Raw genomic sequence first — 26,513 nt, forward strand, 5'->3', positions numbered from 1 at the left:
CGATCGCCACACCCGCCGGATTATGCGCCACATACGACCCCTCGAAAACGGCCTCTTTGGAATTACTAGTATAATCAATAGGATACGTGAATTGCTGCGGAAAAATGACAATTTCGAAGCGAAATCACTTGCAATCGGAATGAGGACGTTTTAGAGGATCGCCACGCCACCGGAAACGACCGGAACGGCACGCACCCGTAGCTCAGCTGGATAGAGCACCAGACTACGAATCTGGGGGTCAGGAGTTCGAATCTCTTCGGGTGCGCCATTTCTCTTCTCATAAAAATATAGTGATACGCCCCGCGCCAGCCGCCATTTTGTCACGCTGTGCAGCACGGGCGTTATCGGCATTGGAATAAGGTCCGCAAGGCCGGACAGATTCCGCACTTCCCGAAAATGTGCTAAGGTCACCGGGTCATTCGATGACCGCAGGTGAAAGCCATGTTGGAAACGGACAAGGTGTTTGCCGGGTCTATCCCGGAAAACTACGACCGATATATGGTGCCGTTGATTTTCGAGCCATTCGCCCGGGACCTGGCGCGGCGGGCGGCGGCATTGATGCCGGTCGATGTTCTGGAAATCGCCGCAGGCACCGGGGTCGTTACCCGCGAACTGGCACCCGGATTGTCGCCTGCTGCCAACTATGTCGTGACCGATCTCAACCAGCCGATGCTCGACTTTGCGGCATCGCGACAGGCGCCGGATAGTCGCATCCAGTGGCGTCAGGCAGATGCTCAGACCTTGCCGTTTGAAAATGCGACTTTCGATCTCGTTTTCTGCCAGTTCGGCGCGATGTTCTTCACCGACCGCTTGTCCGCCTATCGCGAAGCGAAGAGGGTGCTGAAGCCCGGCGGACATTATTTATTCAACGTGTGGGATAGCATCGAAGAAAATCACTTCGCGAATGAGGTGACGAACGCCCTTGCACGCATGTTCCCTGAGGATCCGCCGCGTTTCATGGTGCGCACCCCGCACGGTTACCACGATAAGGCGTTGATACGTAGCGAGCTGGAAAGTGCCGGGTTTTCCCGCGTGGTGATCGAGACGATATCGGCGCAAAGCCGGGCCCCGTCGCCGCGCATTCCGGCTGTCGCCTATTGTCAGGGAACTGTTCTTCGGACCGAAATCGAAGCCAGAGCGCCGGGAAAACTGGAGGAGGCGACGAACTGCGCCGCATCCGCAATTGAAGCGCGGTATGGCAGCGGCGAGGTTGCCGCCAAAATTCAGGCGCACGTGATTCTGGCTGCCGGTTAGAATACCGGATGCCCCGGTGCAGCCAGGCCGGTTTTAGTCGATAAATCCGGGTCCGGATATTCGGAGCGCGCCCTTAATATTAGTCGTCTTCGATGGATGCCTATGTCACAAGGCCCGGCGATGAGCCGAGATTGCCGGGCTTTCCGGTGTCACCGAACTTTCTGCAAACCTTCGTCATATTGTCATACAATATAAGCATATGCGCTTCAGAAAAAGGAGCGCAGAATGACGCCACAATCACTTGAACTTTCGGGCATCGGTAAAGGCTTTGGAGCCGACGATGTTCTGAAAGAGATCGATCTCTCCATCCGTCCCGGAGAGTTTTTGTCCCTCGTCGGCATGTCTGGCTGTGGCAAGTCCACACTGTTGCGCATCATCGCAGGGCTGGAAACGCCGGATCGCGGTTCGGTCACGATCGGCGGTCAGGATGTGACGGAGATCGATCCGAGCGACCGCAATCTGGCGATGGTGTTCCAGTCCTACGCGCTTTACCCGCATATGAACGTGCGCCAGAATATCGCGACACCGCTTCGGATGCGGCGTCTGCCCTTTGTCGCACGGTTGCCGCTGATCGGACGGATGGCGGCGCCGGCCGATACGCTGCGTGAGATCGATGCCGCTGTCGAACAGGCGGCCGAGACCCTGCAGATCGCGCATCTGCTGGATCGTAAACCGGCGCAGCTTTCCGGTGGCCAGCGTCAGCGCGTGGCGCTTGCCCGGGCGCTGGTGCGCTCGCCCGCCGCATTCCTGATGGATGAGCCGCTCTCCAACCTCGACGCCAAGCTTCGCGCCCATATGCGCGAGGAACTCGTGGGGCTGCACCGGCGGCTGGGCGCGACCTTCATCTACGTCACCCACGATCAGATCGAGGCCATGACCATGTCGGACCGCATCGCGCTGATGTCGGAAGGTCGCATCGAGCAGCTCGGCACGCCGGATGAACTGTACCGGAAACCAGCGACACTGACGGTTGCGCGCTTTATCGGCACGCCATCGATCAACCTGCTGCCGGTGGAACTCGATGCTGAGGGCAAGGTCACGGCTTTTGGGCGCGATCTTGGTGTCGCGGCCTCGGGTCGCGATGTCGGTCCGGCGACGCTCGGCATTCGCGCCGAGGATTTGCGTCCAGGTATCGAAGGTTTCGCGGTGCGGATAACCCGCAGCGAAACCCACGGTGCGGACCGTTTCGTGAGCTGCCGTCTTCTGAGCGACGAGACGGTGACCATCACCCTGCGTCAGACCGCCGGTGAGGCGTTGGGCGCGGATGAGAACGGCGTGATGAACCTCGGCTTTGCGCCGGAGCGCGTGCATCTCTTCGCCGCAGACGGCCTGCGCCGCAAGACGACCGTGCGTGAAATGGTGCCGGCATGACGGCGGTTGATTTTTCCCCGGCTGCGCGCGCAAAAGCTCGTCCGCGCCTGTCGAAAGCGGACCGGCGGATGATCTGGCGTGGGCTGATGTTCGCAGCACCGGCGAGCCTGTTGCTTTTGGCGATCTATATCGTTCCGATACTCGTTCTGGCCGGTTTTTCCGTCACCGATTACAAGCTTGGCGCGCTCTCCACCCGCTTTGTGGGCCTCGGCAATTTCGTCAAGGCTTTTCACGACCCGGTTTTCCTGCGTGCACTGGCGAATACGGCCATCTATGCGGCCATCGTCATTCCCCTGGGCGTGTTTCTGGCGCTCGGCGTGGCCCTGCTCGTTTATAACCGCAAGCGCAGCCGCGCCTTTTGGGAAGTGGCCTATTTTCTTCCCGTCACCGCGACGCTCGTTGCCATGGCGACCGTGTGGCAATTCCTGCTGCACCCTTCGCTTGGCCCGGTGAATGCGGCGATCAAGTGGTTCGGCTTCGAGCCCGTCGCGTTCCTTTCCAACCCCGTTCTCCTCATTCCCACCATGGCGCTGATGGGTGTCTGGCAGGTTCTGGGCTTCAACATGGTGCTGTTCCTCGCCGGCCTCACCGCCATTTCGAAGGATCTGCATGAGGCCGTGAGGCTGGACGGGGCGAAAAACCCGGTCGACCGTTTTTTGACGGTGACGTGGCCGATGCTGGGGCCGACGACGATGTTTGTGGTGGTCACCACCTCGATCTCGGCCTTCAAGGTGTTCGAGACGGTCGCCGTGCTGACCAAGGGTCGCTTCGGCTCCGAAACACTGCTTTTCGATCTCTATCTTGAGGGTTTCGAATATTCCAACACCGGTTATGCCGCCGCGCTGACGGTGATCTTCCTCGTCATCGTGCTGATCCTGTCGATCGGCCAGACGCTGCATATGGACCGGAAGGTGCACTACTGATGGCCGCGCTCCGTAAATATCTCCCGCATCTCGTTCTGGCGCTCGGCGCTTTCGTGATGCTCCTGCCGTTCTACTGGATGATGTTGACATCGATCCGCTCGCCGGCGGAAATATTCGACGTTTCTCTCTGGCCGATCCCCGCGAAATTCGATGCCGTCGAAAACTATACCCGGGCAACGGGCCAGGTGCCGATGGCGCGTTTCATGCTGAACGGCGTCATCGTCTGCGTCGGCATCCTCGTCGTGCAGGTCCTGACATCGGTTCCCGCAGCCTATGCGCTGGCGAAGCTCAGGTTTCCGGGTCGCAAGCTGCTGCTGGGTCTGGTCATCGCGGCACTTTGCGTTCCCATTCAGGCGCTTGCCCTGCCGCTTTTCGTCGGTCTGGCGAAGACGGAACTGTTGAACACCTATTTTGCGATGATGATGCCGTTCTTCCTCTCGGTCTTCGCCATCTTCCTGTTCAACCAGTCCTTCCGCAGCTACCCGGACGAAATCATCGAGGCGGCCCGCATGGATGGTTTTTCGGAAATGGAGATTTGCTGGGGACTGGTGCTGCGCGGCTCGCTGCCCTCGCTCGCCGCTTTCTCGATCTTCTCGCTCGTCGCCCACTGGAACGACCTTTATTGGCCGATGATCGTGGTCTCCGACACCAATCTGGCCCCGCCGCCGCTCGGCATGATGCTCTTCGCGGATGTCGAATCCGGCGCCAATTACGGTGCGCTGATGGCGGGCGCGACACTGATTACCGCGCCAATGGTGCTGTGCTTCCTCCTCGCACGGCGGCATTTCATCGCCGGTATTACCATGACCGGCGTCAAGTGACGCCGTTCAAGCTCCTCCTCCCAACCCTTCTGGAGAATGACATGAAAATCAACCGACGCGCTCTGATGGGCGGTCTGGCACTCGGCGTGGCCTTTGCAGGCCTCGCAACGCCGGTTCTCGCCAACGAAATCACGCTCAACGTTCTCTACAACCTGCCGGGCTTCACGAAATTCCATCAGCCACTGGCCGATGAGTTCATGAAGAAAAACCCTGATGTGAAGATCAACTTCCTCGCTCCGGCCGCAGGCTACAATGAAGGCCAGCAGCAGGTTCTGCGCTCGGCCGTCACGGGCAATCTGCCTGATGTTTATTTCTCGGGTTACAACCTGACGGCGGAACTGGTGCACACGCTCGCACCGCGCAACCAGATCACCGATCTTAGCCCGTTCATCCAGGCTGAAGGCGGTCAGGCGTTCCTCGACAAGAACTACAGCCCGAAGATGGCGGCACTCGGCCAGATCGACGGCAAGCAGTACGGCCTGCCGGTCAATGCGTCCTCGCCGATCATCTATATCAACTCCGACCTCGTCACCAAGGCCGGTGGCGATCCGGACAAGATGCCGACGACCTTCCCGGAACTCATTGCTCTTGCCAAGAAGATCAAGGCTCTCGACCCGAAGTTCGCGGGCATGAGCTACGACATCAACGGCTGGCCGGATGACTGGTTGTGGCAGGCGTTCATTTACGAGCAGGGCGGCAAGCTCGTTGACGAAAAGACCAAGACGGTTGCTTTCGACAATGAAATCGGCCTCAACGCGCTGAAGATGGCTCGCCAGTTCGTCACCGAAGGCGGCCAGAACCTGCTCGACTGGGATCAGTCGCGCCAGCAGTTCGGTGCAGGCCTCACCGGCTTCATCTTCTCCACCCCGGCCCACGTCCAGACCATCACCGGTCTGGTTGGCGACCGCTTCAAGCTGAAGACGGCGACCTTCCCGCTCGACAACAAGGAAAAGGGCGGCGTGCCGACCGGTGGCAACTCTGCCGTTATCCTGACGCAGGAAAAGGCCAAGCAGGATGCTGCCTGGAAATACCTGAAGTGGATCACCGGCCCCGAGGCGCAGAACACCATCGTTCGCATCACGGGCTACCTGCCGACCAACAAGCTGGCCACCGGTCCGGACTTCCTCGCGCCCTATTACGTCGAGAACCCGAATGTGAAGACCGCGTCGCTTCAGGCTGACCGTTCTCTGCCCTGGGCCGGTTATCCGGGTGGCGATTCCGTCCGCATCTGGCGCACGCAGCGCGACATCATCGGCACCGTCATGCGCGGTGAAGTGACGCCGGAAGCCGGTCTCAAGCAGATCGTCGAGCAGACCAACGCCTTGCTGAAATAAGCGAAACCATCGGGGCTGCGGGAAAACCCATTCCCGCAGCCATTTTGCGCAGAAAGACCGACAATGAAGATCATCCAGATCACCGACACCCATCTTCTGCCGCCGGGCATCGCGATAAACGGCGTGGACCCCGAAAAGCAGCTGCGCGCGGCGATATCAGATATCATCGAAAAACACGCCGACGCCGATCTTCTTGTCATGACGGGCGATCTTTGCAATTACGGTGAGCCGGAGGCCTATGAGCTGCTGCGCGACATTCTCGCGCCCGTATCCTTGCCCATGCGCCTCATGCTCGGCAATCACGACCGCCGCCCGGAATTCGTGGCGGCTTTTCCCGAACAGCCACGGGACGAAAACGGCTATATCCAGTCCTTTATCGATACCGAATTCGGCCGCCTGCTGTTTCTCGACAGCCATGAGGCAGATGTCATCGGCGGCATCTACGGGGCGGATCGTCTGACATGGCTGGACAGCGCGCTTGAAGGTGCCGGCGACCTGCCGGTGACGGTTTTCATTCACCACCCGCCGATGGATTGCGGTATCCGGCATTTCGAAAACATCGGCATGCATGACGACGGCGCAATCATGCGTCGCCTCGCCGCTCATCAAGCCGGCGTGCGCCATATTGTTTTCGGTCACATTCATGTTCCGATGGCGGGCACCAGCGCGGAGGGCATAGCCTATAGTTCCGGTCAGGCCTGCGCGCACCGTTTCATCACCGATATCGCGGTTGTCGATCCCCTGTGGACGGGCGGCAACCCCTGTTACCGGGTGATCAGCCTCGGTGCGTTCGGCTTGCGCGCCTATGATGCCGAAGTGGGGCAGGCCGTACTCGGTCAGGCCTCCGCTTGTGAAGGCCCCTGATCTCGCGCGATTTTCCACGATACGATAAAAATCACATCGCATCTCCTCGGACCCATAGCCTGACAATTGGGTCCGTTTGGACACACCGGGGCGGAAATCTCCACCGTTTCGCGATGGTTGCTGGCGCGGCAGTTCCGCCTCCGGTAGAAATTCCTATCCTCCGGCCGCTATCCAGCTGCCTCTGGGTTGTAGGAGAATGATGTGATGCCCATTCGCTTCGTGGCCGTGATCGCGATTGTTGCCGTGCTTGCCAGCTGCGGCGGGCGTCCCATCGGGGTCATGACACCGACCGGGCAGACCGTGGCGGGGACGACTCCCGTCAATCTTCTGGTCGCCACGACCCGCGCGCCATCGGAAAATACCGCCGTGCTTTTCGGCGGCGAGCGCGGAACGGGTTTGAAGGTCGATGCGGTCACCATCTCCATTCCGCCCAAGGCCAACCGCAAGGTCGGGCAAGTGCAATGGCCGAAAAAGCTGCCGCCGAACCCGCTGAAGGATTTCACCACGGTGGCGGTGGAGCCTATTCATTCCGAGGCGGAGACGAAAAGCTGGATCAGCAGACATATCCAGAAAGATCGCCGCGTGCTGGTTTTCGTGCACGGTTTCAACAACCGCTACGAAGACTCGGTCTACCGCTTTGCCCAGATCGTCTATGATTCCGGCACGGATGTCGTTCCTGTCGTTTTCACATGGCCATCGCGAGCCAGCATTTTCGACTATAATTACGACAAGGAAAGCACCAACTACTCGCGCGATGCGCTGGAGGAACTGCTGACCCGTCTCGCAAAGGACAGGTCCATCGGCGAGGTCACCGTCATGGCGCACTCCATGGGCACATGGCTTGCGGTGGAAGCGTTGCGCCAGATGGCCATCCGCAATGGCCGCGTCGATCCGAAGATCGGCAATGTCATTCTGGCCGCGCCAGATCTCGATGTGGATGTGTTCAGCAGGCAGTTCACAAGCCTCGGCAAGACGCCGCCGAAATTCACGCTGTTCGTCTCGCAGGATGACCGCGCGCTCAGCCTGTCGCGCCGCATCTCCGGCAATGTCGACCGGCTGGGCCAGATCGACCCATCGGTCGAGCCCTATCGCAGCCAGCTGGAAAAAGCCGGCATTACCGTGCTGGATTTGACCAAGCTGCAATCGGGAGACCGGCTGAACCATGGCAAATTCGCCGAAAGCCCTGAGGTTGTCCGCCTGATCGGCGACCGCCTGATCGCCGGCCAGACGGTGACGGATTCCGATGTCGGTCTGGGTGAGGCTCTGGGCGCGGTCAGCATCGGTGCTGCGCAAACGGTCGGAACGGCGGCGAGCGTCGTGGTCAGCGCACCGATTGCGGTGTTCGATCCGCGCACGCGTGAAAATTACGGCAGGCAGGTCGAACGGCTCGGCCGCTCCGTCGAAAACACCGTCGGATCGGTGGGCGATACCGCCGGCTCCGTGGTGGACGATCAGGCGCTTCAGCAGTCGAGATTGAATTGCGAGGCGACCGCCAATCGAAACCGGGCGGAATGCCGCAGCCGCTAGATCATGATTGAGAGCTGATAGCGAAAACCATAAGCGGTTTTCGCTATCAGCTCTCGCAGATTTGTATACAGCTTGTATTTTTATCTGTAATATCGGTCAACAACTCAACTTCCGGAGTAAGACCCCATGCGTTGGAAACGCACCCTGCAGCTTCTCGATGTGCATTGTGAAGGCGAAATCGGCCGTGTCGTCACCGGTGGCGCGCCGAAAATTCCCGGCGACACCGTCGCCGAGCAGCTTCACTGGATGAACACCGATCCGCAAGGGGAAGCCCTGCGCCGTTTCCTGACACTGGAACCGCGCGGCACGCCCATGGGGTCGATCAATCTTCTCCTGCCGCCGAAGCATCCCGACGCGCATGCCGCCTTCGTCATACTCCAGCCGGATCAGGCGCATGCCAGCTCCGGCTCTAATTCCATCTGCGCGACGACAGCGCTGCTGGAAAGCGGAATGGTGGAGATGCAGGAACCGGAAACCGTCATCATCCTCGAAACGGCGGCCGGTCTGGTCAAGGCCACGGCCACCTGCCGCGACGGGCGCTGCGAAAAGGTCAAGCTGACCATGGTGCCGTCCTTCGTGCATGAGCTGGATGTGACCATCGACACGCCCGAATGGGGCAAGGTGACGATGGACATCTCCTATGGCGGCATTTTTTACGCGCTTGTCGATGTGCGCCAGATCGGCTTGACCATCGAGAAGGCGAATGCGGCAAAGCTGGTTGCGGCGGGCATGATCCTGAAAGACCTGGTCAACCGTGAAATGACGGTCGTGCATCCGGAAATCCCTGCCATTTCCGGCGTTGCCTATGTGATGTTCCGTGATGTCGATGCGGACGGTTCCATCCGCACCTGCACCACCATGTGGCCGGGCCGGGCGGATCGCTCGCCCTGCGGCACCGGTAATTCCGCCAATCTTGCGACGCTTTACGCGCGCGGCAAGGTGAAGGTGGGAGACGAATACAAGTCCCGTTCGATTATCGGCTCGGAGTTCGATGTCGGCCTTTCCGCCGTCACCGAAGTGGCGGGCCGTCCGGCTGTCATTCCCACCATTGCCGGGCGCGGTTTCACCTTCGGACTGCACCAGGTCGGTCTCGATCCCTTCGATCCCTTTGCCGATGGGTTTGCCATGACGGATGTCTGGGGTCCGGAAGCGGGTGGCATCTGAGGTTCGCTTCAAAAAAATGACATTTACAGCCGCCCGATGCCCATCGGCGGCTGTTTTCCTGTGACGAAAGATGCTAAGCGGGCGCCAATTCCGTCATGCTCCGAGGTATCCCGATGAAGTCGCTCACCCTTCGCCGCCCTGATGACTGGCATCTGCATTTGCGCGATGGCGCCATGCTGGAAGGCGTGATCGGAGATACGAGCCGCCATTTCGCCCGCGCCATCATCATGCCGAACCTCGTGCCGCCGGTCGTCACCTGCGCTGACGCCCGCGCCTATCGCGAGCGGATCGTCAAGGCCATTCCGGCCGGCGATCGTTTCGAACCGCTGATGACGCTTTATCTTACCGAAGACACCCAGGCCGACGATGTGGAAGAGGGCAAGAAAAGCGGTCTCATCACCGCCGTGAAGCTCTATCCGGCCGGCGCGACCACGAATTCCCATGGCGGCGTGCGCGATTTCAACAAGGCGATGCCGGTTCTGGAGCGCATGGCGAAGATCGGCCTGCCGCTTTGCGTGCATGGCGAGGTGACAACGCCGGAAGTCGATATTTTCGACCGCGAGAAAGCCTTCATCGATACGGTTCTGGAGCCTCTGCGCCAGCGCCTGCCTGAGCTGAAAGTGACGATGGAGCACATCACCACCCGCGACGGCATGGACTACATCAAGTCGTCCAAGGCCAATCTGGCCGGCTCCATCACCACCCACCACCTCATCATCAACCGCAACGCCATTCTGGTCGGCGGTATCAAGCCGCATTATTATTGCCTGCCCGTCGCCAAGCGCGAGGAGCACCGGCTGGCCCTGCGCGAAGCCGCAACTTCGGGCGATGTCCGCTTCTTCCTCGGTACGGATTCCGCCCCGCATGTGGATCCGCTAAAGGAATGCGCCTGCGGCTGCGCCGGCATCTACACCTCGATCAACACCATGAGCTGTCTGGCACACGTCTTCGAGCAGGAAAACGCCCTCGACAAGCTGGAAGCCTTCGCCTCCCTCAACGGTCCCGCCTGGTACGGGCTGGCGCCGAATGAGGAGACGATCACGCTGGTCAAGCGCGAGGAAGCGGTGTCGTTTCCCGAAAAAATCGAGACGGGCGCCGGGCCGGTGACCGTATTCGACCCGATGTTCCCGCTGCACTGGGATGTAAGCTGATTTTTTAACCGCCGGCACTGCTGGCGGTTTTGTTATGGTCTTCAGGCTTCCGCCGATAAATTCCGGTGCCGCCTGCGGACATCTTCAATGCTGAACCGAGACATTGTGCTTTCCGAAACCGATCGCGGTTTTCGGAGCGATAAACCAAGGCCGAAAAAGGAGAACGCCTATGAACCATTTCACATTCACCGACCGCGCCGTCGTAGCGGAACTGGTTGCGAAGATGTTGTGGGAAATTAAGGCGGTCCACTTCAATTCCGAAAGCCCCTACACCTTCGCCTCAGGCATGAAGAGCCCTGTTTACATCGACATGCGCAAGCTCATTTCCTTCCCGCGCATTCGCTCCGCGACAATGGATTTTGCGGCGGCGGTGGTGATGCGCGAGGCGGGTTTCGAGAAATTCGACTGCGTGGCGGGCGGTGAAACCGCCGGCATTCCTTTCGCCGCTTTCCTTGCGGAGCGCCTTGGCCTGCCGATGATCTACTGCCGCAAGAAGCCGAAAGGCCACGGCCGCAACGCCCAGATCGAAGGCCATATGCCGGAAGGTGCCCGCGTTCTCGTCATCGAGGATCTGACGACGGCCGGCGGCTCGATGTTCACCTTCATCGACGCCATCCGCGCGGCGGGCGGCATCGTCGATCACGGCATCGCGCTGTTTTATTACGGTATCTTCGAAGAGGCCGAAGCTCGCTTCACCAACGGCAATGTCAAGCTGCATTACCTGACCACCTGGCGTGATGTTCTGGCTGTCGCCCGGGCTGAAAAACTGTTCGATGAAAAGACCCTGTCGGAGGTGGAAGCCTTCCTCGACAAACCGCTGCCATGGTCGGCGAAGAACGGCGGCGTCAGCGAATTGCCGCAATCATGATTTCGGATATGGCCAGCCCGGCTTTGTGGCTGGCCTTCCGATCGATCTTCGTCTAAATCGATTTAAGTCCATTTGATTTGCTGTTTGAGGAGGACCGTAATGATCCTGTGTTGTGGTGAAGCCCTGATCGACATGCTGCCCCGGCAGACGACGCTGGGTGAGGCGGGTTTTGCCCCTTATGCCGGCGGAGCGGTCTTCAACACGGCGATTGCGCTGGGGCGTCTCGGCGTCCCGTCCGCATTCTTCACGGGTCTTTCCGATGACATGATGGGCGACATTCTGCGGACGACCCTGCGGGCGAGCAACGTCGATTTCAGCTATTGTGCAACGCTTTCGCGGCCGACAACCATTGCCTTCGTCAAGCTGGTGGATGGCCATGCCACCTATGCCTTTTATGATGAAAACACCGCCGGCCGGATGATCACCGAAGCCGAGCTTCCAGCGCTGGGAGCTGACTGCGAGGCGCTGCATTTCGGCGCGATCAGCCTCATTCCGGAACCCTGCGGCAGCACCTATGAGGCGTTGATGGTGCGCGAGCATCAAAGCCGCGTCATTTCGCTCGATCCGAATATCCGCCCCGGCTTTATCAAGGACAAGCAGTCGCACATGGCCCGCATTCGTCGCATGGCGGCGATGTCGGATATCGTGAAATTCTCCGACGAAGACCTCGAATGGTTCGGCCTGGAAGGCGATGAGGACACGCTCGCCCGCCACTGGCTGCATCACGGCGCGAAACTCGTCGTCGTCACCCGCGGCGCCAAGGGTGCGGTCGGTTACACCGCCAATTTCAAGGTGGAAGTGGCTTCCGAGCGGGTGGAGGTCGTCGATACGGTCGGCGCGGGTGATACATTCGACGCCGGCATTCTGGCCTCGCTGAAAATGCAGGGCCTTCTGACCAAGGCGCAGGTTGCTTCGCTTACGGAAGAGCAGATCAGAAAGGCATTGGCGCTGGGCGCGAAGGCTGCTGCGGTCACTGTCTCGCGGGCTGGCGCAAATCCGCCTTTCGCGCATGAAATCGGGTTGTAAGCAGGGCGTGTGCGCCATCTTCGAATAGGTGGCTGGTTGCCCGTCACGCTCGCTAAAGCCGTAAAAAACCGTTATTTGGATATCAAGAAGCTTGTGTCCGCCGGTTTTTCACGAAACAAGCGTCGCATGAGCGATCTGACAATCCATCCTTTCGATTTCGACCCGACCTATGGCATGCGGCGCGAGCAGCTGCTGGCCATTACCCCGCCTGAAGCGCCACCCGGCTTCGATGATTTCTGGAAGAAGCGTTATCGCCGCGCGCTCGCCACGGATCCGAGGCCGGTGTTGCGCAAAAGCAAGCTCAACCATCCCCGCTGGCACGTCCTCGATATTACCTACACCTCGACCGGTGGCTTCCGCATCGGCGGCTGGATGCTTCTGCCGCGTGAGGGACAGGTGCGTCGTGGTCTTGTCGTCGGTCATGGCTACGGCGGGCGCGGCGAGCCCGATTTCGATGTACCGGTGGAAGAAACGGCCGTGCTGTTTCCCTGCTTTCGTGGGCTTTCGCTGAGCGCCTGCCCGCCGATTTCGTCCGATCCTGCCCTTCATGTTCTCTATAACATCGACAGGAAGGACGATTACATCATCGGTGGCTGCGTCGATGATCTGTGGATCGCCGTTTCCACACTCGTGACCCTCTATCCATGGCTGGAAGGGCAGGTGGGTTATAGTGGCATCAGCTTCGGCGGCGGCATCGGCGCCCTGGCGATCCCATTCGATAATCGCATCGACCGAGGCCATCTTGTGGTGCCGACATTCGGACACCGGCCATTCTGGCTGACGCTGCCGACCGTCGGCAGCGCGGATGCAGTGCAGACCTATCAGAAGACCCATGCCAATGTGCTCGAGACGCTGCGCCTGTTCGACGCCGCCTGTGCTGCGTCCCGCATAAAAGTGCCGATGCTGGTTGCACCCGCTCTTTTTGATCCGGCGGTTGCTCCACCCTGCCAGTTCGCGGTTGCCAATGCCCTGCCGCACTCAAAATTTAATGAAATCTTCATCCTAGACGCGGGACATTTCGAATACGCTGACAGCGCATCCCAAGATGCGGTCCACAAGGACAAGGTCAGACAGTTTTTCAAGGTGCCATGAAACGCGAATATCTCCGCTGGTATAGTCAAAGGCTTCATCGCGACATGGAGCTGTTAATATTCGGTCATTCTGGCGCCAAGGTGCTGATGTTCCCCACCCGCGACGGGCGCTTCTTCGAATATGAGGAACTGGGACTTGTCGGTAGCCTGGCCGACAAGCTGGAAGCCGGTCAACTTCAGCTCTATTGCATTGAGGGACTGGCCAGAGAGACTTTATATGCGACCTGGCAGCACCCGGCCGAGCGCATTCGCCGCCATGCCGCCTTCGAGGATTATATTCTGAGCGAAGTACTGCCGCTGATGGCAGAGAAGAACCCGGATAGTGATACTATCGTGCAGGGGTGCAGCCTGGGGGCGTTTCAAGCCGCCAGCCTCGTCTTTCGGCATCCGCATCTCTTTCGGAAACTTGTCGCCTTTTCCGGCCGCTACGACCTGACGATGAAGGTGGAATCCTTCGGAGACCTGTTTGACGGCTATTATGACGACGACATCTATTTCCACATGCCGAGCCACTTTCTGCCGGGCCTGACCTGCCCCTGGCGGCTCGAAAACCTGCGCCGCATCGACATGGTTTTCACCATCGGCGATGCCGATCCGTTTCTGGACAACAACCATCATCTCAGCCGGGTTTTGTCGGACAAGCAGGTAAGCCATCAGTTGCATGTCTGGGAGGGCCGCGCCCACCGGGCGGGTGCATGGCGCAAGATGGCGGCACTTTATATTTGAGCGCCGCTTCGCCTTAAGGTCGTCCGGTTTAAAGTCAAAGCGCTTGTGTGAGTGACTTCGCCTCAAACGCGACGTTATCCTCGGGTCGAGCCGAGGATAACGGAAGTGGCTTTATTAGCAGCCGGAGAAGATTGCGGAGGTGAGGATTTTACCCCGCCAGTCCCGACAGCGCCTTCACCAACCCCTGCGTCGAGCTGTCATGGCCGGCAGCGCTTTCCTTGCCTTCAACGACGGGAAGCAGGCCGGTTGCGAGTTCCTTGCCAAGCTCCACGCCCCATTGGTCGAAGGAGTTGATGCGGAACAGCACGCCTTCCACGAAAACGCGGTGTTCGTAGAGCGCGATCAGGCGGCCGAGGGCAAAGGGTGTCAGCTTGTCGTAGACGAAGGTAATCGAAGGGCGGTTGCCGGTGAAAACGCGGTGCGGCGCGATGAAATCGGCCTGGCTGTCTTCCATGCCCTTGGAAGTGAGCTGGGCTTTCGCTTCAGCAAGCGTGCGGCCCTTCATCAACGCTTCCGATTGCGCCAGGCAATTGGCGATGAGAAGCTGGTGCTGATGGCGCAGCTCAGGTTCGAAACCGTTGGCGGCGATCATGAATTCGGCCGGAATGACGCTCGTACCCTGATGGATGAGCTGGTAGAAGGCGTGCTGGCCGTTGGTGCCGGGTTCGCCCCACACAACCGGGCCGGACTGGCCTTCGACGGGCGTGCCGTCGATGGTGACGCCCTTGCCGTTCGATTCCATGTCAAGCTGCTGCAGATAGGCGGGGAAACGCGACAGACGCTGATCATAGGGCAGTATGGCCCGTGTGGAATAGTTCAGCACGTTGCGATGATAAAAACCGATGAGGCCGAGCAGCATCGGCAGGTTTTCGCGGATCGGCGCCTCGCGGAAGTGCCTGTCCATGGCGTGTGCGCCATCCAGAAATTTGCCGAAATTCTCCGGTCCGATGGCGATCATCAGCGGCAGGCCGATGGCAGACCAGATCGAATAACGTCCGCCCACCCAGTCCCAGAAACCGAAGACGCGATCGCTTTCGATGCCGAAGGCGGCGACCTTTTCCAACGCCGTCGAAACGGCGGCGAAATGGTGCTTTACGGCCTCTTCACCCAGCTTTTCGGCAATGAAGCGACGCGCGGTGGCGGCATTCGTCATCGTTTCGATGGTGGTGAAGGTCTTCGACGCGACGATGAAGAGCGAGGTTTCCGGGTCGACGAGCTTCAGCGTGTCGGCGATATGCGCGCCGTCGATATTGGAAACGAAATGCGCACGCGGACCATCATGGAAGGGGGCAAGCGCCAGCGTCACCATCACGGGGCCGAGGTCGGAGCCGCCGATACCGATATTGATGATGTCGGTTATCTTTTTGCCCGTGGCCCCTTTCAGGGAACCGGAGCGGATGGCGTCGGCAAACCTGCCCATGGCGGTGAGAACGCCATTCACATCCGGCATCACATCCTTGCCGTCAACGAGAACGGGCGTATTGGAGCGGTTGCGCAGCGCGGTATGCAGCACGGCACGATCTTCGGTGAAGTTAATCGCCTTGCCCGAGAACATCTCTTCACGCTTGGCCTCGACGCCGCCGTCGCGCGCCAGCTTTTCGAGAAGCGTCACGATCTCCTCGTTCACCGCGCATTTGGAATAATCCATCAGCAGGTCATCGAATTGCGCGCTGAAACGGCTGAATCGTTTGTCGTCGGCCGCAAAAGCGGCGCGCAGATCGGTTGCGGCTGTGCTGCTTGCCGTTGCTTTCAGTTTTTCGATGGTGGCCTGCATCTTGTGCTCCTCGGCTTCCTGGAAGGATGAGGAAACTATTCTTTTTCAGGCGACCAAATCAAGGCGAGTTCGATAAAAGAGAGGGGCTGGGACAAAAGAAAAGAGCCGGTTGCCCGGCTCTCCCCATTGCCTGAGGCAATCAGTTCAGATTGCGCAATTCGCGCCGCAAAATCTTGCCGACATTCGATTTGGGAAGCTCGGTGCGGAATTCGATGATCTTCGGGCGTTTGTAGTTGGTCAGGTTCTTGGCGCAGAAGGCCTTGAGTTCCGCTTCTGTCAGCGACTGGTCTTTCTTGACGACGAAAAGCTTGACGGTCTCGCCCGAATGTTCGTCCGGAACGCCGATTGCGGCGCATTCCAGCACGCCGGGGTGGCTGGCGGCAACTTCCTCGATCTCGTTCGGATAGACGTTGAAACCGGAAACGAGGATCATGTCCTTCTTGCGGTCGACGATCTTGGTGTAACCGGCATCGTCCATGAAACCCATGTCGCCGGAACGGAAGAAGCCGTCTGCCGTCATCGCTTTCTCGGTTTCGTCCGGCCTCTGCCAATAGCCGGCCATCACCTGCGGTCCGCGAATGCAAATCTCGCCGACCTCACCGGAAGGCAGGCTGTTGCCTTCCTCGTCGCGAATGTCGATTTCCGTCGAGGAAATCGGCAGACCGATGGTGCCGCTGAATTCCGTGGCGTCGAGCCGGTTGACGGTGGCGACGGGCGAGGTTTCCGACAGTCCGTAACCTTCGGCGATCGGGCAACCGACCATCGAAAGCCAGCGTTCGGCCACCGGCCGCTGAACCGCCATGCCGCCGCCGAGAACGAGGATGAGCGACGACAGGTCGAGCTTGCGGAAATCCTCGTTGTTCATCATTGCGTTGAACAGCGTGTTGATGCCGGGGAAAATATGCGGTCGGAAATGCGACAGTTCCTTGACGAAGCCCGGAATGTCACGCGGATTGGCGATCAGCAGATTGTGGCCGCCCAGTGCAATGCCCATCAGCGAATTCACCGTCAGCGCGAAGATGTGGCAGAGCGGCAGCGCGCAGATGAAGTTGAGGACTTCTGGACGGTCCTTTCGTCCGCTGAAGGCAGCGTCCAGCCAGAGGCTGATCTGGGCCTTGTTGGCCAGAAGATTGGCATGGGTAAGGATGGCGCCTTTGGAAATGCCCGTGGTGCCACCGGTATATTGCAGGAAGGCGATGTCCTGTGCGTTAAGACTGGCAGGCTTCAGGGGAAGCTCCTGCCCTTCCTTCAGTACGGCCTTGAAACTGATGGAGCCGGGGATAGCATAAGCGGGTACGAGCTTCTTCACCTTGCGAACCACAAGATTGACGATATGTCCCTTGAGGCCGAGGAGATCGCCCATGGCCGCGACGACCACGTGCCGGACGGCGGTTTTCGGCACCGCCTGCTGCGCCACATGGGCGAAGTTCTCCAGTACGAAAAGCGCTTTTGTGCCGGAATCCTTCAGCTGGTGTTCCAGTTCGCGCGGCGTATAGAGCGGATTGACGTTCACCACGATCATGCCAGCGCGCAAAATCCCGTAAACCGCGACGGGGTTCTGCAGGATATTCGGCATCATCACGGCAACCCGGTCGCCCTTTTCCAACCCTCTGGATTGCAGCCAGGCCGCGACCGCGCGGGTTTCGATATCCAGTTCCCGATAGGTCAGGGACTTTCCCATGCTGGAAAAGGCTTTTCTGTCGGCAAATTGCGCACAGCTCTTTTCGAGAAGCTCGATAAGGGACGTATAGGCGGATGCGGGGATCTCGGAAGGTACGCCCGGCGGATAGGACGCCAGCCAGCGTTTATGGACGCTGACATTTTCCGGATGTCCCAGGGACAATTCACTCATGCTTCTCCTCCCAGAGTCTGTGTCGCGCCGCACGTTCTATGGAACGCGTGAAGGGCGCTTTAAGCTGCCTGATCGTCAGGAGGCTCCCCGCATTTACCGGCAATAACCGGATTGAGGAAACCACCTGCGGCGTCACCGGATCGACCGCTCCTCCTGCTCCCCGGTGACGAATGATAGACGCCTAATCCCTGGACGTCCATCGTATTGGCAAAGCCTAATTAACTCTAACGTAAACGTCAATATTGCTGCCCGACATCTCGCAACCTCGTGATGGGAAACCGTATTTTGCCCGGCTTTTGACTTTAATCCTGATTTGAGCGATCAACATAATTCGCAAGGCAGGGCAGGATTTGAAATGGCAGGCAGCGCAGCGCTTGAACTGAAATCGGTGGGCAAAAGATTCGGCGATACCGATGTTTTGTCCGATATCGACTTATCCGTCGAACGCGGCGAGATCATTTGTCTGGTGGGACGGTCCGGCTGCGGAAAGTCGACCTTGCTGCGCATCGTCGCGGGCGTGGAGACGCCGGATCATGGCAGCGTTTCCTTGAATGGTGCGATCGTTGCCGGGTCTGCTGTTTTCGTTGAACCGGAAAAGCGCAATATCGGCTTCGTTTTTCAGGATTATGCGCTTTTTCCGCATCTCACCGTCGAACAGAATGTTATGTTTGGTCTGAGGTCTCTGCCGAAGGCCGAGGCCCGCCGCCGCGCTGCGGAGATGATCGAACACGTTCATCTGCAAGAGTTGGCCAAGCGCTACCCGCATACGCTCTCGGGCGGGGAGCAGCAGCGCGTGGCCCTTGCCCGCGCCCTTGCGCCGCAGCCCGGCCTGCTGTTGATGGACGAACCCTTTTCCAATCTGGACCGGGGACTGCGCGACAATGTGCGCGAGGAAACGCTGGGCATTCTGCGGCAACTGGGCACGACGGTAATCATGGTCACCCATGATCCGGAAGAGGCGCTTTCCGCAGGCGACCGGGTGGTGCTGATGCAGCGCGGGCGTATCGTGCAGAGCGGCACGGGTTATGAAATCCACGACAACCCCAAAACCCGCTATGCCGCCGATTTTTTCTGCGCCTTCAACAAGATCGAAGGCCGAGTGAGGCAGGGGCGCGTGGAAACGCCGCTCGGGCCTCTGGGTGATGCGTCCGGTCTGGCGGAAGGCATTGCCGCCATCGCCTATGTGCGCCCCAATGCGATTTCGATCATCGAGGACAGCGCTGCGAAGGAGGGGATAGCAGGCGAAATATCGAGCCGCGTTTTCCTCGGCGAGATCGAACAGCTTGGCATAACCGTGCCCGGCCTTCCCGCTGACCTGCGCGTCAGGACAATGCAGCGCACCCCCGCCAAGACCAAGGCCGTGCGCTTCGGTATCGATCCGAAGGGTGTCCTGATATTTACCTGAAGTTGAATGAGCGGATTTGTATGTTTATTTCCGCTCCATTTTCAACTGTTGGTGATCAAAACGCGCCTGAAAACGGCCAAATAAAACTTGATTTACCGCATCATGTATGATGTTTGCTCCCCCTATATTGCGCCATCGAAGAAGGAGACACACCATGACGAAATTTGCCAAACTTGCCCTGCTTGCCAGCACCGTTGCTTTTGCAGCCGGTTCAGTCAGCGCTGCGGAATTGAACATCTACACCACCAGAGAGCCGGGCCTGATCCAGCCCCTCCTGGAATCCTTCACGGCTTCGAGCGGCGTCAAGGTCAACACCGTATTCCTCAAGGATGGCCTTGCCGAGCGCGTTCTCAGCGAGGGTGCAAGCTCCCCCGCCGACGTTCTGATGACCGTGGATGCCGGCAACCTTGTCGATCTCGCTGAAAAGGGTGTTACCCAGGCGGTTGAATCCGAAACCTTGACCAAGGCCATCCCGGCTGAACTTCGCGACGCCAAGGGCCACTGGTTCGCGCTTTCCATGCGCGCCCGCGTTCTTTATGCGGCAAAGGATGTCGACCTCGCCTCCTTCAACTATGAAGATCTCGCCGACGCCAAGTGGAAGGGCAAGGTCTGCATTCGCGCCGGCCAGCATCCCTATAACACGGCGCTCTTTGCCGACTACATCGCCCATCATGGCGCAGCGGACACCGAAAAGTGGCTTGCTGGCGTCAAGGACAACCTGGCCCGCAAGGCAGGCGGCGGCGACCGTGACGTTGCCAAGGATATCCTCGGCGGCATTTGCGATATCGGCATCGCCAACTCCTATTATGTCGGCCTGATGCGCTCGGGCAAGGGCGGCGAAGAGCAGGTGAAGTGGGGCGACGCGATCAAGGTGGTTCTGCCGACCTTCAAGAATGGCGGCACGCAGGTCAATATCAGCGGTGCGGCCGTGGCCAAGAACGCACCGAACAAGGCGGAAGCCGTCAAGCTTCTGGAATATCTCGTCTCTGACGAAGCCCAGAAGATCTATGCCGGAGCCAATTTCGAATACCCGGTCAAGCAGGGCGCCGCTCTTAACGAGATCATCGCCTCCTTCGGCGATCTGAAGATCGACAACAAGCCGCTGACGGAAATCGTGTCGCATCGCAAACAGGCGAGCGAGCTGGTCGACAAGGTCGGTTTCGACAAGTAAAGGCCAATCAGCGATAACATGGTGGAAGGCGTTCGCACCCGCGGACGCCTTTCCCTGTATTTTCAAGAAGCTCATGATTCCAGACGCCGTCCAGCCATTGCCGTCCCGCACCGGAACAAGGTTTTCATCCTCCTTCTGGTGGCTGTGCCTGTCGCTGGCTGCGGTCTGCGGCGCCATGGTGCCGGTTCTTGCACTCGTCTCGCAGGCTTTGCAGGGTTCGGAAGGCCTGTGGGCTCATCTTGGCTCGACCGTTCTTTTGACTGCCCTGCCGGACACAGTGATCCTTCTTGCCGGTGTCGGGCTGCTGGCCGGTGTCGTCGGAACCTATGCTGCCTGGCTGGTCACCGCCTATGATTTTCCCGGGCGCAGACTGTTGGAATGGGCGCTGCTGCTGCCGCTGGCCATGCCCACCTATATCGTCGCTTACGCCTATCTGGATATTCTGCATCCGATCGGACCGGTGCAGGGCGCGCTCCGCTGGCTGCTCGGTTATTCGAGTCCACGGGAATTCCGTCTGCCGGACATAAGATCGATGACGGGCTGCATCATCCTTCTCGGCTTCGTGCTGTTTCCCTACGTCTATATTCCTGTGCGGGCCATGTTCCTGACGCAGGCGGGCAACCTGCTTGAAGCAGCCCGCACGCTCGGCGTCTCCAGACGTGCGGCTTTCTTCAAGGTCGCGGTGCCGCTGGCGCGCCCGGCGATCGCAGTCGGTATCAGCCTTGCCCTGATGGAAGCACTGAACGATATCGGCGCGTCGGAATTTCTGGGTGTCCGCACACTCACCGTTTCGGTCTATACCACCTGGGTCACGAAATCGGACTTGCCCGGTGCGGCGCAGATCGCGCTTTCCATGCTGTTCATCGTGGTCGCCCTCGTGGCGTTCGAACGATGGGCGCGGCGCAAGCAGCGTTATGCGGTCTCGGCGCAGAAAAGCAGACAACTGGACCCGCTGCGGCTCACCGGTCTGAAAGCCGTCGGCGCTTTTGCTCTCGGCAGCCTGCCGGTCCTGATCGGTTTCGTGGCGCCGGCGAGCTATCTCGTCATCGAGGCATGGAAGCGGTTCCGGTTCAGCGGCCTGTCGTCCCGTTTCGCCGACGAAGCGCTTAATACCATCGTCTTTGCCGGACTGGCGACGGCGATCACACTTATCCTCGGCCTTGCGGTCGCTTACGCGATGCGCCTTGCACCCGGCCGCCTCTCGTTCTGGTCCTATCGTCTTTCCACGGTGGGATATGCGGCCCCCGGCACGGTTATCGCCATCGGCGTACTGATTGCGCTCGGGGGCTTCGACCGGTTTGTCGACCAGACCATGCGCGAATGGTTCGGCATATCCACCGGCCTCATTTTCATCGGCAGTGGTGCGGCCCTGATCTATGCCTATTCGGCGCGCTTCCTCACCATTGCGGCTGGTGGCGTCGATGCCGGTCTGAGCCGCATCCCGCAATCCTTTGATCACGCCTCGCGAACGCTGGGTCGATCGGCGACGCAGACATTCCGCCAGATCCATCTGCCGCTTTCTAAGGCGTCGCTTGCGGCGGCGGCATTGTTGATCTTCGTCGATTGCGTCAAGGAACTTCCCGCCACGCTCCTGTTGCGGCCGCTGAATTTCGAGACTTTCGCAACACATCTTTACGGTGAGGCGGCGCGTGGCACCTACGAAGAAGCGTCGATTGCGGCACTGGCGATCGTCGTCATCGGCATCTTGCCAGTCATGCAGCTCGCAAGGATAGGGCGGCGCAAGAGCTGACTTGGGAGTTACCCATAAATGACAGGCGCAAAACTGTGCGAGAAGCCAATAAGCTTCAAATCTCCCCAGAAAACGACAAGCATCCGGCCTTAATCCTGATGTAAATACTCAGCTTAATTGAGGTGCTGCGGCCTGCCGTATATAAACGTCGGCCGTGATCTGTTTCGGGGCATATCTTGAAAAATTTGCATGAGATGTTTTTGGGCCGCCTGGCTTTGGGAACGGCTGCCATTGTTTTGATGGCGCCATTGGTAGGTCACGCACAGCAGACGACCGTTCTGCGTGAGATCACCGTCGAGGGGCAGGGCGCGGAAAACGCCACGGGTCCGGTCCGGGGGTACGTCGCGAAGAAAAGCGCGACGGGTTCGAAAACTGAGACGGAAACGAAGGACATTCCGCAGTCCGTATCGGTCGTCGGCCGCAAGGAAATGGATGACCGCGGCGTCGTGACCAAGATCGACGAGGTACTGCGCTACACGCCCGGCGTGACGGCGGAGCCCTTCGGAACCGATCCGGATACGGACTGGTTTTACATTCGCGGTTTCCAGGCAACCCAGACCGGCGTTTTCCTCGACGGGCTGAACCTGTTCAGCTACGGTTTCGGCGGTTTCCAGATGGATGCCTACGGTCTGGAACGGGTAGAGGTCCTGAAAGGACCAGCCTCGGTACTCTATGGCGGCGCCAATCCCGGCGGCATCGTGCAGATGGTTCGCAAACGGACACAGGATGAGCCGGTGCGCGAAACGGAAATCGGCATCAATAATTTTGGCAATGCTTTCTTCGGCTTCGATCTCGGCGACAAGGTCGACGGTGAGGGCGTGTGGAAATACCGCGTCACCGGCAAGGTTTCGGGCGGCGATAACTACACCGACTATTCCGAGGATCTGCGCGGCTTCATCATGCCGCAGATCACCTTCGAGCCGGATGCGCAGACAAGTGCGACGCTCTACGGCTATTTCTCGGCGCTGGATCAGGTCCATGTCGGCAACGGCTTCCTGCCCTATGTCGGCACCGTCGTCGACGCCCCCTTCGGCAAGCTCGACCGCAAGGCCTTTTATGGCGAACCGGATATCGATAGTGGCCGTGTCTACCAATCCATGGTGGGTTACGAAGTCAGCCATGAATTCGACAATGGCTGGAAGATCAGCCAGAACGCCCGTTACGGCCATCTCTACAAACACGAAACCGGACCCTATCCGGGCGGTTGGGCCAACGCCGACGCCAATGGACAGCCGATCCTCGATGCCAGCACCAATGACTATATGCTGACCCGCTTCGGTTATGACGGCCTGTCGAAGGTGGACAGTTTCGGCATCGACAACCGCGTCGAAGGCCAGTTCGACACCGGCACGGTCAGCCATTCGCTACTCTTCGGTCTCGACTATAAATACTACAAACTGGATCAGGTGCAGGCCTGTTGCGGATCGAATGCGATCGGCGCGCTCAACCCGATCTATGGATCGACGCAGGGAACGAATTTCGTCTACGCCGATAACGTCGTGACCCAACAGCAGATCGGCATCTATGCGCAGGACCAGCTGCGGTTCGGCGATGGCTGGCTGGTAACGCTGAATGGCCGTTACGACTATGTCGATACGGAACTGAATAACAGGCTACCGGCGGGCGTATCGCGCCGCTCCAATGACGATGCGCTGAGCGGGCGTGCCGGTCTTGCCTATGAATTCGACAATGGCCTGACGCCCTATGTTTCGGCGGCTACCTTCTTCAATCCGCTGATCGATACGCTTGCAGATGGCAGCCCCGCCGTGCCGGAGGAGGGACATCAGTTCGAGGCCGGTATCAAATATGAGCCGACCTTCTTTGACGGCAGTATCACCGCCTCGGTCTTCAAGCTGGTCAAGGACAATGCCATCGTTTCCTATACGGCCGGCGGCGTGACCACGAGCGGCCAGTTCGGGCAGGTCGAATCCACCGGCTTCGAGCTTGAGGCGAAAGCCAATCTCAGCGACAACTGGAAAGCTCTTGCGTCCTATTCCTATACCGATCTCGACATTACCAAGGATGCCAATCCCAACCTGATCGGCAAATCGCCATGGATCGTACCCGCTCACACGGCGTCGCTATGGTTGGATTACGCCTTCACCGACGATACGTTTGAAGGCCTCAGCATTGGCGGTGGCGTGCGCTATCAGGGCAAGTCCTGGGCGGATGCGGCAAATACGCTGCGGGTTCCGGATGCAGCCGTCTTCGATGCCGCAATTCGCTACGAGAAGAACGACTGGACGGCCTCCGTCAACGTCGCGAATGTCTTCGACAAGGACTATGTCAAGAGCTGCGCCGGCGTCTCCGTCTGCGGTTGGGGTGACAGCCGCACCGTCACCTTCAAGCTTTCCAAGAAGTGGTAACGGGCGGCTAGGGCTGACAGTTGCGGGGAATGCAGTTTGCCACTATAAACATGAACAATCTTATCATGTTTATAGTGGCGCCTTTGCGCCTTGCTGGATCAAGAGGCCATGGCTTTCCGCGTTCGGATGGAAAATCAGATCGAGGGCTTTGCCGTCATCGGCGGCCCGCGCTCAAGGGTGTGGAACGGCATCGTCGCCGATCTCTGGGACGTGCGTTGCGCGCCGAAAGCGGGTGGCCGTTATGTCGGCAAGGACCCGCGTTTCGTTTTCCTGCTGGATATGGATGGGACGGATGACGGCCGGTTCGCGATGAACCGCAGCCGCCGCGACAATTACGCCTCGTCCGAAGCGAACCGGATTTCCTTCGTACCCGCTGATCTGGATGTGCATGCGGAACTCAGCAATGTTTCCTTCGTGCGCCATCTCGATCTGCATTTCGATGCCGGATTGCTGGGTGCACGGCTGGTGCAGGGGTTCGATCCGCACGGGCTGCTCGATCCGCATCTGATGTTCGAGGACGAGCGCCTGCTGGCGCTTGCACGGCTGATCGCCGCCGAATGCGATAATCCGGATCCCTTGCACGATCTCTACGGCGAAAGCCTCGTGCTGGCGCTGCTGACGGATTTCCTCAATGTGAAGCGGGAGCCGGTCAAAAAACGCAGCAAGCTCGCTGCCTGGCAATTGAGAGCGGCGACGGATTACATCCGCGAACATTGCCTGCGGTCGATAAGGCTGGAGGAACTCGCGGAACTCACCAACCTGTCGCAATCTCACTTCAGTCACGCCTTCAAGGCGTCTACCGGCGTGCCGCCGCATCAATGGCAGATGCAGGCGCGCATCGACCGCGTCAAGGATCTGATGATGCGAACGGACATGGCGCTCACCGACATTGCCATCGCCGCCGGTTTTTCCGATCAGGCGCATTTCTCCCGCGTCTTCCGCAAGATGGTCGGCGTTTCCCCTTCCGTCTGGCAAAAAATCCGCCAATAGGCGCCTTTTCGTTCCATCCTTCTTCGAAAAAATTCTGCCCCCAGCGTCTGAAACGCTGCGGAACGAATTGTCCGTCGAGAGGTTTACCAGACGTGACCTCAACGAGGAAAATCAAGGAGGAAAGACACATGTTGCATCAGGAACCCCGTGCCGGACAGGACCCCTATGTCAAGGATACGCCGAGCCTGATCGCCAGCGACAAGGTGGAAGGCACCCGCGTATACGGCGCTGACGGCAAGCATATTGGTTCGATCCAGCGCATCATTCTGGAAAAACGCGGCGGCCGCGTGGCCTACGCGGTTTTGAGCTTCGGCGGCTTCCTCGGGATCGGCGACGATTATTACCCGCTCCCATGGGAAAAGCTGCACTATGACGAAGAACTCGATGGCTACCGCATCGATCTCACCAAGGAAGAGATCGAAAACGCGCCGCATTTCGCCAATCTCGATGATGACGACCTGCTGAACGCCAGGGACCGCAAGGTTTATGACTATTACGGCGTCGCGCCGTACTGGATGTAAGGCCATAAAGAAAGGCGCCTCCGGCTACTTGGGTTGGAGCGCCGCCCATAAAGGAACGGCTCCTTTTCAGGAGCCGTTTTCGTTTGGTGGTATCAATGCGGATTTTTCTGCATCTCCGAGACTGCGTCGGTAAAGCATTTGCGGGCTTCCTCGGGCGACTTGCGTCCGTCAAGGGCGGCGCGGCAGGCGCTTCTGGCTTTCACGAAACTCAGGCCGCGTATTTTCGGCCAGCCTTCGGTCAACAACCTCAGTGCTTCGAACGGCCCGGCGATGACATTCTTGCCTTTTTCATCAAGATTGACCTCGACAGGTTCTGTCCATCTCTCGTTCTTCATCGTGCACCTCCCAGAGCAACGCGATCCCGAAACACACCCGACAGCGGAGCAACCCATGAACGCTGTCGTGTGTCACTGCCGTTCAGGATATGCGCAAGTGATCGAATTGACAACGGTGATCAGCGAAAGCCGAAAAACGACAGGATCGCCAGAACGATAACGACGAGGCCGACGATGTAGATGATCTGGTTCATGATTTTCTCCTTGGCTGGTGTCATCACCATAACGT

General features: G+C 59.1%; 22 protein-coding genes and 1 tRNA gene. 20 read left to right on the forward strand and 3 right to left on the reverse strand.

Annotation, left to right across the window (positions count from 1 at the left end):
- The first annotated feature begins 191 nt into the window (after positions 1-191).
- The 14 genes from RS75_RS16285 to RS75_RS16350 all read left to right on the forward strand — a co-directional run bounded on the left by RS75_RS16285 (position 192) and on the right by RS75_RS16350 (position 14,120).
- Positions 192-268 (forward strand) — tRNA-Arg (locus RS75_RS16285).
- Between the two features lie 173 nt (positions 269-441).
- Positions 442-1,254 (forward strand): class I SAM-dependent methyltransferase, encoded by an 813-nt coding sequence (locus tag RS75_RS16290; protein ID WP_045022169.1) that lies wholly within the window; start codon positions 442-444, stop codon positions 1,252-1,254.
- Positions 1,255-1,479: 225 nt separating this feature from the next.
- Positions 1,480-2,625 carry an ABC transporter ATP-binding protein gene (locus RS75_RS16295; RefSeq protein ID WP_045022171.1) on the forward strand — a complete coding sequence of 382 codons (1,146 nt, stop codon included), beginning with the start codon at positions 1,480-1,482 and terminating at the stop codon, positions 2,623-2,625.
- The gene (locus RS75_RS16300; protein ID WP_045022172.1) at positions 2,622-3,548 is read left to right on the forward strand and encodes a carbohydrate ABC transporter permease; all 927 of its coding nucleotides are present in this window, start codon (positions 2,622-2,624) and stop codon (positions 3,546-3,548) included. The genes RS75_RS16295 and RS75_RS16300 overlap by 4 nt, the downstream gene beginning before the upstream one ends.
- Positions 3,548-4,369, forward strand: coding sequence for a carbohydrate ABC transporter permease (locus RS75_RS16305; protein WP_045022175.1), 822 nt, complete (start codon positions 3,548-3,550; stop codon positions 4,367-4,369). The genes RS75_RS16300 and RS75_RS16305 overlap by 1 nt, the downstream gene beginning before the upstream one ends.
- A gap of 41 nt (positions 4,370-4,410) precedes the next feature.
- The gene (locus RS75_RS16310) at positions 4,411-5,703 is read left to right on the forward strand and encodes an ABC transporter substrate-binding protein (RefSeq protein WP_045022176.1); all 1,293 of its coding nucleotides are present in this window, start codon (positions 4,411-4,413) and stop codon (positions 5,701-5,703) included.
- Positions 5,704-5,766: 63 nt separating this feature from the next.
- Positions 5,767-6,567 (forward strand): phosphodiesterase, encoded by an 801-nt coding sequence (locus RS75_RS16315; protein WP_045022177.1) that lies wholly within the window; start codon positions 5,767-5,769, stop codon positions 6,565-6,567.
- A gap of 204 nt (positions 6,568-6,771) precedes the next feature.
- On the forward strand, positions 6,772-8,094 hold the full coding sequence (locus tag RS75_RS16320) for an alpha/beta hydrolase (RefSeq protein ID WP_045022178.1): 1,323 nt from the start codon (positions 6,772-6,774) through the stop codon (positions 8,092-8,094).
- 126 nt (positions 8,095-8,220) lie between these two features.
- Entirely contained in the window at positions 8,221-9,258 is a 1,038-nt protein-coding gene (locus RS75_RS16325; RefSeq protein ID WP_045022179.1) for a 4-hydroxyproline epimerase, read from the forward strand.
- A gap of 113 nt (positions 9,259-9,371) precedes the next feature.
- A complete protein-coding gene (gene pyrC, locus RS75_RS16330) occupies positions 9,372-10,409 on the forward strand; it encodes a dihydroorotase (RefSeq protein WP_045022180.1) in 1,038 nt (345 codons plus the stop codon).
- A gap of 169 nt (positions 10,410-10,578) precedes the next feature.
- On the forward strand, positions 10,579-11,277 hold the full coding sequence (locus RS75_RS16335) for an orotate phosphoribosyltransferase (protein ID WP_045022181.1): 699 nt from the start codon (positions 10,579-10,581) through the stop codon (positions 11,275-11,277).
- A 99-nt stretch (positions 11,278-11,376) separates the two neighbouring features.
- Positions 11,377-12,303 carry a carbohydrate kinase family protein gene (locus tag RS75_RS16340; RefSeq protein ID WP_003514875.1) on the forward strand — a complete coding sequence of 309 codons (927 nt, stop codon included), beginning with the start codon at positions 11,377-11,379 and terminating at the stop codon, positions 12,301-12,303.
- Positions 12,304-12,429: 126 nt separating this feature from the next.
- On the forward strand, positions 12,430-13,395 hold the full coding sequence (locus RS75_RS16345; protein WP_045022329.1) for an acetylxylan esterase: 966 nt from the start codon (positions 12,430-12,432) through the stop codon (positions 13,393-13,395).
- Complete coding sequence (locus RS75_RS16350; RefSeq protein WP_045022183.1) at positions 13,392-14,120, forward strand: esterase family protein; 729 nt, start codon at positions 13,392-13,394, stop codon at positions 14,118-14,120. The genes RS75_RS16345 and RS75_RS16350 overlap by 4 nt, the downstream gene beginning before the upstream one ends.
- Before the next feature lie 148 nt (positions 14,121-14,268).
- Here the strand turns inward: RS75_RS16350 and pgi are convergent, their stop codons facing one another.
- Positions 14,269-15,894, reverse strand: a complete 1,626-nt coding sequence (gene pgi / locus RS75_RS16355; RefSeq protein WP_045022185.1) for a glucose-6-phosphate isomerase — start codon at positions 15,892-15,894, stop codon at positions 14,269-14,271.
- 139 nt (positions 15,895-16,033) lie between these two features.
- Positions 16,034-17,746, reverse strand: a complete 1,713-nt coding sequence (locus RS75_RS16360; protein WP_045022187.1) for a long-chain fatty acid--CoA ligase — start codon at positions 17,744-17,746, stop codon at positions 16,034-16,036.
- A gap of 355 nt (positions 17,747-18,101) precedes the next feature.
- Here RS75_RS16360 and RS75_RS16365 point away from each other — a divergent pair, with 355 nt between their 5' ends.
- The 6 genes from RS75_RS16365 (at position 18,102) to RS75_RS16390 (ending at position 25,949) form a co-directional block, all read left to right on the forward strand.
- A complete protein-coding gene (locus tag RS75_RS16365; protein ID WP_045022189.1) occupies positions 18,102-19,151 on the forward strand; it encodes an ABC transporter ATP-binding protein in 1,050 nt (349 codons plus the stop codon).
- Between the two features lie 154 nt (positions 19,152-19,305).
- On the forward strand, positions 19,306-20,322 hold the full coding sequence (locus tag RS75_RS16370) for an extracellular solute-binding protein (protein ID WP_045022191.1): 1,017 nt from the start codon (positions 19,306-19,308) through the stop codon (positions 20,320-20,322).
- Between the two features lie 73 nt (positions 20,323-20,395).
- Positions 20,396-22,072, forward strand: coding sequence for an ABC transporter permease (locus RS75_RS16375; RefSeq protein WP_045022193.1), 1,677 nt, complete (start codon positions 20,396-20,398; stop codon positions 22,070-22,072).
- Positions 22,073-22,248: 176 nt separating this feature from the next.
- Entirely contained in the window at positions 22,249-24,438 is a 2,190-nt protein-coding gene (locus RS75_RS16380; protein ID WP_084687000.1) for a TonB-dependent siderophore receptor, read from the forward strand.
- 108 nt (positions 24,439-24,546) lie between these two features.
- Positions 24,547-25,428, forward strand: a complete 882-nt coding sequence (locus RS75_RS16385) for a helix-turn-helix transcriptional regulator (RefSeq protein ID WP_045022197.1) — start codon at positions 24,547-24,549, stop codon at positions 25,426-25,428.
- 128 nt (positions 25,429-25,556) lie between these two features.
- Entirely contained in the window at positions 25,557-25,949 is a 393-nt protein-coding gene (locus RS75_RS16390) for a PRC-barrel domain-containing protein (protein ID WP_045022198.1), read from the forward strand.
- A gap of 92 nt (positions 25,950-26,041) precedes the next feature.
- Here the strand turns inward: RS75_RS16390 and RS75_RS16395 are convergent, their stop codons facing one another.
- The gene (locus RS75_RS16395) at positions 26,042-26,284 is read right to left on the reverse strand and encodes a DUF982 domain-containing protein (protein ID WP_045022200.1); all 243 of its coding nucleotides are present in this window, start codon (positions 26,282-26,284) and stop codon (positions 26,042-26,044) included.
- Positions 26,285-26,513: the final 229 nt, after the last annotated feature.

The sequence above is a fragment of the Rhizobium nepotum 39/7 genome, from assembly GCF_000949865.1.
Lineage (GTDB): Bacteria > Pseudomonadota > Alphaproteobacteria > Rhizobiales > Rhizobiaceae > Agrobacterium > Agrobacterium nepotum.

Coding starts and splice junctions, on each gene's coding strand:
- RS75_RS16290 (WP_045022169.1), top strand. CDS start 442: ATGTTGGAAACGGACAAGGTGTTTGCCGGGTCTATCCCGGAAAACTAC.
- RS75_RS16295 (WP_045022171.1), top strand. CDS start 1,480: ATGACGCCACAATCACTTGAACTTTCGGGCATCGGTAAAGGCTTTGGA.
- RS75_RS16300 (WP_045022172.1), top strand. CDS start 2,622: ATGACGGCGGTTGATTTTTCCCCGGCTGCGCGCGCAAAAGCTCGTCCG.
- RS75_RS16305 (WP_045022175.1), top strand. CDS start 3,548: ATGGCCGCGCTCCGTAAATATCTCCCGCATCTCGTTCTGGCGCTCGGC.
- RS75_RS16310 (WP_045022176.1), top strand. CDS start 4,411: ATGAAAATCAACCGACGCGCTCTGATGGGCGGTCTGGCACTCGGCGTG.
- RS75_RS16315 (WP_045022177.1), top strand. CDS start 5,767: ATGAAGATCATCCAGATCACCGACACCCATCTTCTGCCGCCGGGCATC.
- RS75_RS16320 (WP_045022178.1), top strand. CDS start 6,772: ATGCCCATTCGCTTCGTGGCCGTGATCGCGATTGTTGCCGTGCTTGCC.
- RS75_RS16325 (WP_045022179.1), top strand. CDS start 8,221: ATGCGTTGGAAACGCACCCTGCAGCTTCTCGATGTGCATTGTGAAGGC.
- pyrC (WP_045022180.1), top strand. CDS start 9,372: ATGAAGTCGCTCACCCTTCGCCGCCCTGATGACTGGCATCTGCATTTG.
- RS75_RS16335 (WP_045022181.1), top strand. CDS start 10,579: ATGAACCATTTCACATTCACCGACCGCGCCGTCGTAGCGGAACTGGTT.
- RS75_RS16340 (WP_003514875.1), top strand. CDS start 11,377: ATGATCCTGTGTTGTGGTGAAGCCCTGATCGACATGCTGCCCCGGCAG.
- RS75_RS16345 (WP_045022329.1), top strand. CDS start 12,430: ATGAGCGATCTGACAATCCATCCTTTCGATTTCGACCCGACCTATGGC.
- RS75_RS16350 (WP_045022183.1), top strand. CDS start 13,392: ATGAAACGCGAATATCTCCGCTGGTATAGTCAAAGGCTTCATCGCGAC.
- pgi (WP_045022185.1), bottom strand. CDS start 15,894: ATGCAGGCCACCATCGAAAAACTGAAAGCAACGGCAAGCAGCACAGCC.
- RS75_RS16360 (WP_045022187.1), bottom strand. CDS start 17,746: ATGAGTGAATTGTCCCTGGGACATCCGGAAAATGTCAGCGTCCATAAA.
- RS75_RS16365 (WP_045022189.1), top strand. CDS start 18,102: ATGGCAGGCAGCGCAGCGCTTGAACTGAAATCGGTGGGCAAAAGATTC.
- RS75_RS16370 (WP_045022191.1), top strand. CDS start 19,306: ATGACGAAATTTGCCAAACTTGCCCTGCTTGCCAGCACCGTTGCTTTT.
- RS75_RS16375 (WP_045022193.1), top strand. CDS start 20,396: ATGATTCCAGACGCCGTCCAGCCATTGCCGTCCCGCACCGGAACAAGG.
- RS75_RS16385 (WP_045022197.1), top strand. CDS start 24,547: ATGGCTTTCCGCGTTCGGATGGAAAATCAGATCGAGGGCTTTGCCGTC.
- RS75_RS16390 (WP_045022198.1), top strand. CDS start 25,557: ATGTTGCATCAGGAACCCCGTGCCGGACAGGACCCCTATGTCAAGGAT.
- RS75_RS16395 (WP_045022200.1), bottom strand. CDS start 26,284: ATGAAGAACGAGAGATGGACAGAACCTGTCGAGGTCAATCTTGATGAA.